At 67.9% G+C, this 5,895-nt stretch carries 6 protein-coding genes and 1 pseudogene; 4 read left to right on the top strand and 3 right to left on the bottom strand.

Annotated elements, in window-relative coordinates; translation table 11 throughout:
- Positions 1-168: pseudogene (locus tag DBR12_RS22490) on the bottom strand (cation diffusion facilitator family transporter); the annotation flags it as partial.
- Between the two features lie 125 nt (positions 169-293).
- Between DBR12_RS22490 and DBR12_RS02465 the strand changes: the two are divergent.
- From DBR12_RS02465 to DBR12_RS02450, 4 genes are all read left to right on the top strand, one after another.
- Positions 294-1,832, top strand: coding sequence for an ATP-binding protein (locus tag DBR12_RS02465; RefSeq protein ID WP_108615792.1), 1,539 nt, complete (start codon positions 294-296; stop codon positions 1,830-1,832).
- Positions 1,822-2,454 (top strand): response regulator transcription factor, encoded by a 633-nt coding sequence (locus DBR12_RS02460; RefSeq protein ID WP_108615791.1) that lies wholly within the window; start codon positions 1,822-1,824, stop codon positions 2,452-2,454. The genes DBR12_RS02465 and DBR12_RS02460 overlap by 11 nt, the downstream gene beginning before the upstream one ends.
- A 138-nt stretch (positions 2,455-2,592) precedes the next feature.
- Positions 2,593-3,087 carry a heme-binding protein gene (locus DBR12_RS02455; RefSeq protein WP_108615790.1) on the top strand — a complete coding sequence of 165 codons (495 nt, stop codon included), beginning with the start codon at positions 2,593-2,595 and terminating at the stop codon, positions 3,085-3,087.
- A gap of 44 nt (positions 3,088-3,131) precedes the next feature.
- Positions 3,132-3,824: an ankyrin repeat domain-containing protein gene (locus DBR12_RS02450; RefSeq protein WP_108615789.1), complete on the top strand. Its 693-nt coding sequence runs from the start codon at positions 3,132-3,134 to the stop codon at positions 3,822-3,824.
- Positions 3,825-4,044: 220 nt separating this feature from the next.
- Here DBR12_RS02450 and dbpA read toward each other — a convergent pair whose 3' ends face one another.
- Positions 4,045-5,463, bottom strand: a complete 1,419-nt coding sequence (dbpA, locus tag DBR12_RS02445; protein ID WP_108615788.1) for an ATP-dependent RNA helicase DbpA — start codon at positions 5,461-5,463, stop codon at positions 4,045-4,047.
- 52 nt (positions 5,464-5,515) lie between these two features.
- The coding region (locus DBR12_RS02440) for a DUF4010 domain-containing protein (RefSeq protein ID WP_146185448.1) at positions 5,516-5,895 on the bottom strand (380 nt) is incomplete at its 5' end.

Below are 5,895 nucleotides of genomic sequence, written 5' to 3'. Positions count from 1 at the left end.
GGCCAGGTTCACAAACGACTCCATCGCGTCGGACAACAGGCCCACCGAGCCGGTGACCACCCAGGCCAGCGTCTTGAGCGCGATGGTGATCGCCGCCACTGCAATGGATGCCCACAGCAGGTTGCGCGGCGTGAGCCAAGGGCGCGGCTTGGGGGGAACGTGGGACATAAGGTGTGGATGTGGAAGGAGCGCTGACGGTCGGAGCCCGGAATTACACCAGAGGCGTCTTAAGACTGGCTTTACGCCAAGGGTGCCATGAGCGCGCTAGAGCATCCACATGCCAGAATCGGCGCATGACCCAGGTATGGCGCCGCGCCCTCTTGAACGTGCACCTCCCCAGCCTGCTGCTGTGGGCGTTGGTGGCCTGCGCGGGCTCCGGCTGGCTGGCGGTCAACCGCATGCAGCAACTGCATTCAGCGTTCGAGACCGACGCACGCATCGTGCACCGGCTGCTGAGCCAGCGCGTGGTGCAGCACGACGCCATCATGGCCACCCTGGCGCTGCTGCAGCCCGCTACTGCGGCGGACGCCCCCCACAACGCAGCATCGCCCCTGCCCCGCCTGACGTCGGTGTACCCCCAGATTCTGGCCGTGCTGCAGCGGTCGGCCCACAGTGACTGGCCCGCCGCACTGCAGGCAGAGCTGGCGGCAGCCGAAGCCACCTCGCGCCGTACCGGCCACGCCGCCATGGCGGGGCTGAACCTGCCCGCAGGCCGCTACTACCTGGTGCTGGCGGGCACGCCCGCCAGCTATGCGCTGCACATCGATCTGCGCACCACCATCCCGACCGACGAATGGCCCATGGACAGGGCCACCAGTCTGGTGCGCGTAGCGCTGGAGCAGAACGGAGCCGCCTTTGTGGTTCAGCCAGGATACGCCGACCAGGGCAAAGGCATCCGCACCTACGACTTTCACAAACTGCTGGCAGCACCCAGCCAGCCACTGGAAGTGGTGGCCCGCCGCAGTGTGAGCCTGCACGAGCTGCCCTGGTGGGGCATGCTGGGCTGGTGCCTGCTAACCGCTGCGCTGTGGGCCGCAGGCTACGCACTGAGGCGCCAACGCGTGGCCCGCCAGCGGGCGGAAGAGCTGCTGCGCCTGGGCCAGGTGGCACGGCTGAACACGCTGGGCGAATTGGCCGCAGGCATGGCGCACGAGCTGAACCAGCCGCTGACTGCACTGCTGTCCAGCACGCAGGCCGCTCAGCGCCTGCTGGCCGACGAACCGCCCGAACTGGCGACGGCACAAACCGCCATGGCCCGGGCTGTGGAACAGGCACGCCGCGCGTCCACCGTGGTGGGCCGACTGCGCCGCCTGGTGGAGCGGCCTGACCTGGCAAGCCAGGCCCAGCCACTGGCGCTGCCCACGGCAGTGCAGGACGTGCTGCACCTGCTGGAGCCAGAACTGGCGCAGCGCGGCGTGGTACCCACCGTGTCTGCCTCACCTGACTTGCCCCAGGTGCTGGCCGAACCCGTGGCCCTGCAGCAAATCATCCACAACCTGCTGATGAACGCCTTGCAAGCACTGGAGCAAGTGCCGCCTGCGGAACGCCAACTGCAGCTTGCGATGGCGAACACCAGTGCCGAGCACGTGGCCCTGTCGGTACGCGACCATGGCCCGGGCATACCGCCCGAGGCGCGCCAGCACCTGTTCGAGCCCTTCTACACCACCCGCAGCGGTGGCCTGGGACTGGGCCTCACGCTGTGCGAGAGTCTGGCGCAGGCCATGGGCGCGCAGCTGACCCTGGCGCCCGAAGCCACGCCCCCATCCACAGCGCACCGGGGTGCCGAGTTTGTCCTGATCCTGTGCACCGCCCCGCCCACCCATGACCGATAGCGCCCCCTCCCTCTCGCCCCTGATCCACCTGGTGGACGACGACGCCGCCGTGCGCGACAGCCTCTCCCTGCTCATCAGCACCGTGGGCCTGCGCGTTCAGGCCTGGGCCGATCCGCAAGCCTTCATGGATGGGTTCGACCACGCAAGCATTGGCGCCATCGTGCTCGATGTGCGCATGCCTGGCATCAGCGGCCTCACGGTGCTGGAGCAGCTGCTGGCACAGGGCGTGGACCAGCCCATGATCCTGCTCACCGGGCACGGCACGGTGGAGATGTGCCGCCGCGCATTCAAGACCGGCGCGGCGGAGTTTCTGGAAAAGCCTGTGGATGACGAAGTGCTGATCGAAGCCCTGCAGAACGCAGTGCGCCAGCATGTGCGCTCGCGCGAACGCCACCATGCCGACCAGCAGGCGCGCGAGCGTTTTGCGCAGCTCTCGGCGCGCGAGCGCGAAGTGCTGGGGCTGATCGTGGAGGGGCTGACCAACAAGGAAATCGGCAGGGCGCTCGAACTCTCCCCCCGCACAGTGGAGACGCACCGCGCCAACCTGTTCAGCAAACTGGGGGCCGAGTCGCTGGCGCAACTGATACGGCGGTACGCGGCGCTGGTGGACGCCGCAGCCTGAGCTGGCCGTCAAAGCTCTTCCGTAGTTTTACGGAGGCCCGCGCGTAGCCATCCGAATGGCCGAAATCAGCGGCAATTTCTACAGTTCTCCTACGGCGCCACACACGGTGGCACCGACGTCCAAACACCGGAGAACACCATGCAACACCGCCTCGCTACCGTCGCCGCCCTCACCCTGTGCCTCATTGCCACCGCCGCCAGCGCCGAAGGCGTGCGCACCGAAAAGAACATGTCGCTGGACCTGGCCACGCAGATCGCCACGCAGACAGTGGCCACCTGCACCGCCAACGGCTACGCCGTCACGGCCACCGTGGTGGACCGCGCAGGCACCGTGCGCGCCGTGCATCGCTCCGACAACGCGGGCCCCCACACGCTGGAAGCCAGCCGCCTCAAGGCCTACACCTCGGCATCGGCCAAGAACACCACGCTGGCCATGATGGAAGGCGCGCAGAAGAACCCCGCAGCCGCCAACCTGGTGAACATCCCCGGCTATCTGCTGCTGGGCGGCGGCGTGCCCGTGAAGGCGGGCAACGAAGTGATTGGCGCCGTGGGCGTAGGCGGTGCGCCCGGCGGCCACCTGGACGAGCAATGCGCCGTGGCTGGCATCGCCAAGGTGCAGGACTTGCTGAAGTAATCACCTGCACTCACCTGCACCTTACGCTACCGGAGGCACCCACGATGAGGCACTGGCACCTTGCTATCGCGCTGACCGCCACCCTGGCCTGCGCCGCCCCCGCCCAGGCCCAGGTGCCTCCGACGGCCAGCGAGACCACTGCCTACCAGGGCCTGCATGCCGCCGCCGCGCAGGGCAATGTGGCCGCGCTCAAGCAGCTGACCGCCGCACTCGCCGATGTGAACGCCCGCGACACCTACAGCCGCACGCCGCTGCATGTGGCCACTTTTGCGCGCCAGCACGCCGCCATCCGCCTGCTGGCGCAGTCCGGGGCTGATCTGAATGCGCTGGAGAGCGACCGCTACGACGCGGTCACCATTGCCGCCGTGGCGGACGACGAGGCCACGCTGCGCCTGCTGCTGCAACTGGGCGCCAGCGCAAAGCAGGTGACCAGCCGGTACGACGGCACGGCCCTGATCGCCGCCGCACACCTGGGGCACGACGGCGTGGTGCGCCAGCTGATTGCTGCCGGGGCGCCGCTGGACCATGTGAACAACCTGCACTGGACGGCGCTCATCGAGTCCATCGTGCTGGGCAACGGTGGCCCACGGCACCAGGCCACGCTGAAGGCGTTGCTACTGTCGGGGGCCAACCACGCACTGACCGACCGGCAGGGCAACACACCACTGCAGCTGGCCCGCCAGCGGGGCTACGGGGCCATGGTGCAGATGCTGCAGGCAGCGGGCGCGGTCAGGTGAGGGGCCGGTTTGGCGAGGGCGTCAGGTTACGCTGCGCTCACCGCCCTGCACACCACGACCAACCGCAGATCGGGTGAGTCCGCAGGGCGTATCCCGACATGGTCGCCAAGAGCCTGGCCTGCACCCTCCGCAAGCTGCCGACCTGCACGATACCCAGCCGCTCAATTGCTATCAAATAAATAGCTACTTGAGCATACTGGACGCGCGGGAAGGGCAAATTTCATTCAAAATTTTCGTTGCCCAGCACCAGGCGTGCCTTCACACTCTTGCCTTTGACGCGGCCACCGTTCAGCCGCGCCACGGCCTGTGCACCAATCGCGCGGTCCACGGCCACATAGGTCGAGAAGTCGTTCACATTGATCTTGCCCACCTGCTCGCGGGTGTAGCCCATCTCGCCGGTCAGCGCACCCAGCACGTCGCCCGCACGGATCTTCTCCTTGCGGCCACCGATGATCTGGATGGTGACCATAGGCGGCACCAGCGGGCCGCTGCCCGTGGGCGTGAGGTCCGCCAGCGGGAACCAGCGCGACTCGCGGCCCTGCAGCTGCTCAATCTTGCCCACGCTGCCCATCTCGTCCATGCTGGCCAGGTTGAGCGCCAGGCCTTCGGCATCGCCCCGGCCTGTGCGACCGATGCGGTGGATGTGCACCTCGGGGTCGGGGGTCACGTCCACATTGATCACGGCGGCCAGGTTGGCAATGTCCAGGCCGCGCGCGGCCACGTCGGTGGCCACCAGCACCGAGCAACTGCGGTTGGCAAACTGCACCAGCACCTGGTCGCGCTCGCGCTGCTCCAGCTCACCAAACAGCGCCAGTGCGCTAAAGCCCTGGGCCTGCAGCACGGCCACCAGGTCACGGCACTGCTGCTTGGTGTTGCAGAAAGCGATGGATGAATCGGGCCGGAAGTGGTTGAGCAGCTGCGAAACCGTGTGCAGGCGCTCGCTGTTTTTCACCTCGTACCAGCGCTGCTCGATCTTGCCCTCGGCATGCTGAGCCTGCACCGTGATCTGCTCGGGCGACTTCATGAACTGCGCGCTGAGCTTGGCAATGCCTTCGGGGTAGGTGGCCGAAAACAGCAGGGTCTGGCGCTCTTTGGGGCACTGGCGCGCCACGGTGGCGATGTCGTCGAAGAAACCCATGTCCAGCATGCGGTCGGCTTCGTCCAGCACCAGGGTGTTCAGGGCCTCCAGCGTCAGGTGCTGGCGCTCCAGGTGGTCCATCACGCGGCCAGGCGTGCCGACCACGATGTGGGCGCCGTGCTCCAGGCTCAGCATCTGGCCGCGCAGCGGCACGCCACCGCACAGGGTCACGACCTTGATGTTTTCTTCGGCCCGCGCCAGGCGGCGGATCTCGGTGGTCACCTGGTCGGCCAGCTCGCGCGTGGGGCACAGCACCAGGGCCTGCACCGCAAAACGGCGGGGGTTGAGGTTGGCCAGCAGCGCCAGCGCAAACGCGGCGGTCTTGCCGCTGCCGGTGCTGGCTTGGGCGATGAGGTCCTTGCCCAGCAAGGCGGGCGGCAGGCTGGCAGCCTGGATGGGCGTCATCGTGGTGTAGCCCAGCTGCTGCAGGTTGGCCAGCATGGCGGGGCTCAGGGCCAGCGCGCTGAAATCAGTGCGGGCTTGGTTTTCTTTGGAGGTCATGGGGCGATTATCCGGCCCCGCCTGCGGCGCCCCAAGTGACCTGTTCAAGCTCTTATCGCTGCAGGGCCAGCACCCCCACAAACGCCAGGGTATGGGCCAGCACGCCCGGCGCCACGGCCAGGGCGTAGCGCCAGCCACCACTGGCCAGGGCCACCACACATTTGCTGCCCGCATGCACCAGCAGCGCGGCCATCAGGGCTTGCGCAATGGCGGGAGCTGCCGCGCTGTCCGGCCCACCACGCACCAGCACGGCTGCGGTGGCGGCGTGCACATCGGCCAGGGCCGCCAGCAGCGCGCCAGCCAGCATGCCCGCATCGCCGAGCCATGCCGTGAGCCCATGCACCCCGGCCTGGATGCCGGTGAGCAAGGCGGCAATCAGCAGGGCATCGCGCAGCTTGAACATGGGAGTATCGGGGGGGGCGACAACGGCCC

It is taken from the genome of Acidovorax sp. HMWF029 (assembly GCF_003060895.1).
GTDB lineage: Bacteria > Pseudomonadota > Gammaproteobacteria > Burkholderiales > Burkholderiaceae_C > Acidovorax.
This window is presented reverse-complemented; position numbering and strand designations above follow the sequence as displayed.

Bases quoted from the DNA above. Each gene is read 5' to 3' on its own strand.
- DBR12_RS02465 (WP_108615792.1), top strand. From the start codon at position 294: ATGACCCAGGTATGGCGCCGCGCCCTCTTGAACGTGCACCTCCCCAGC.
- DBR12_RS02450 (WP_108615789.1), top strand. From the start codon at position 3,132: ATGAGGCACTGGCACCTTGCTATCGCGCTGACCGCCACCCTGGCCTGC.
- dbpA (WP_108615788.1), bottom strand. From the start codon at position 5,463: ATGACCTCCAAAGAAAACCAAGCCCGCACTGATTTCAGCGCGCTGGCC.
- DBR12_RS02460 (WP_108615791.1), top strand. From the start codon at position 1,822: ATGACCGATAGCGCCCCCTCCCTCTCGCCCCTGATCCACCTGGTGGAC.
- DBR12_RS02455 (WP_108615790.1), top strand. From the start codon at position 2,593: ATGCAACACCGCCTCGCTACCGTCGCCGCCCTCACCCTGTGCCTCATT.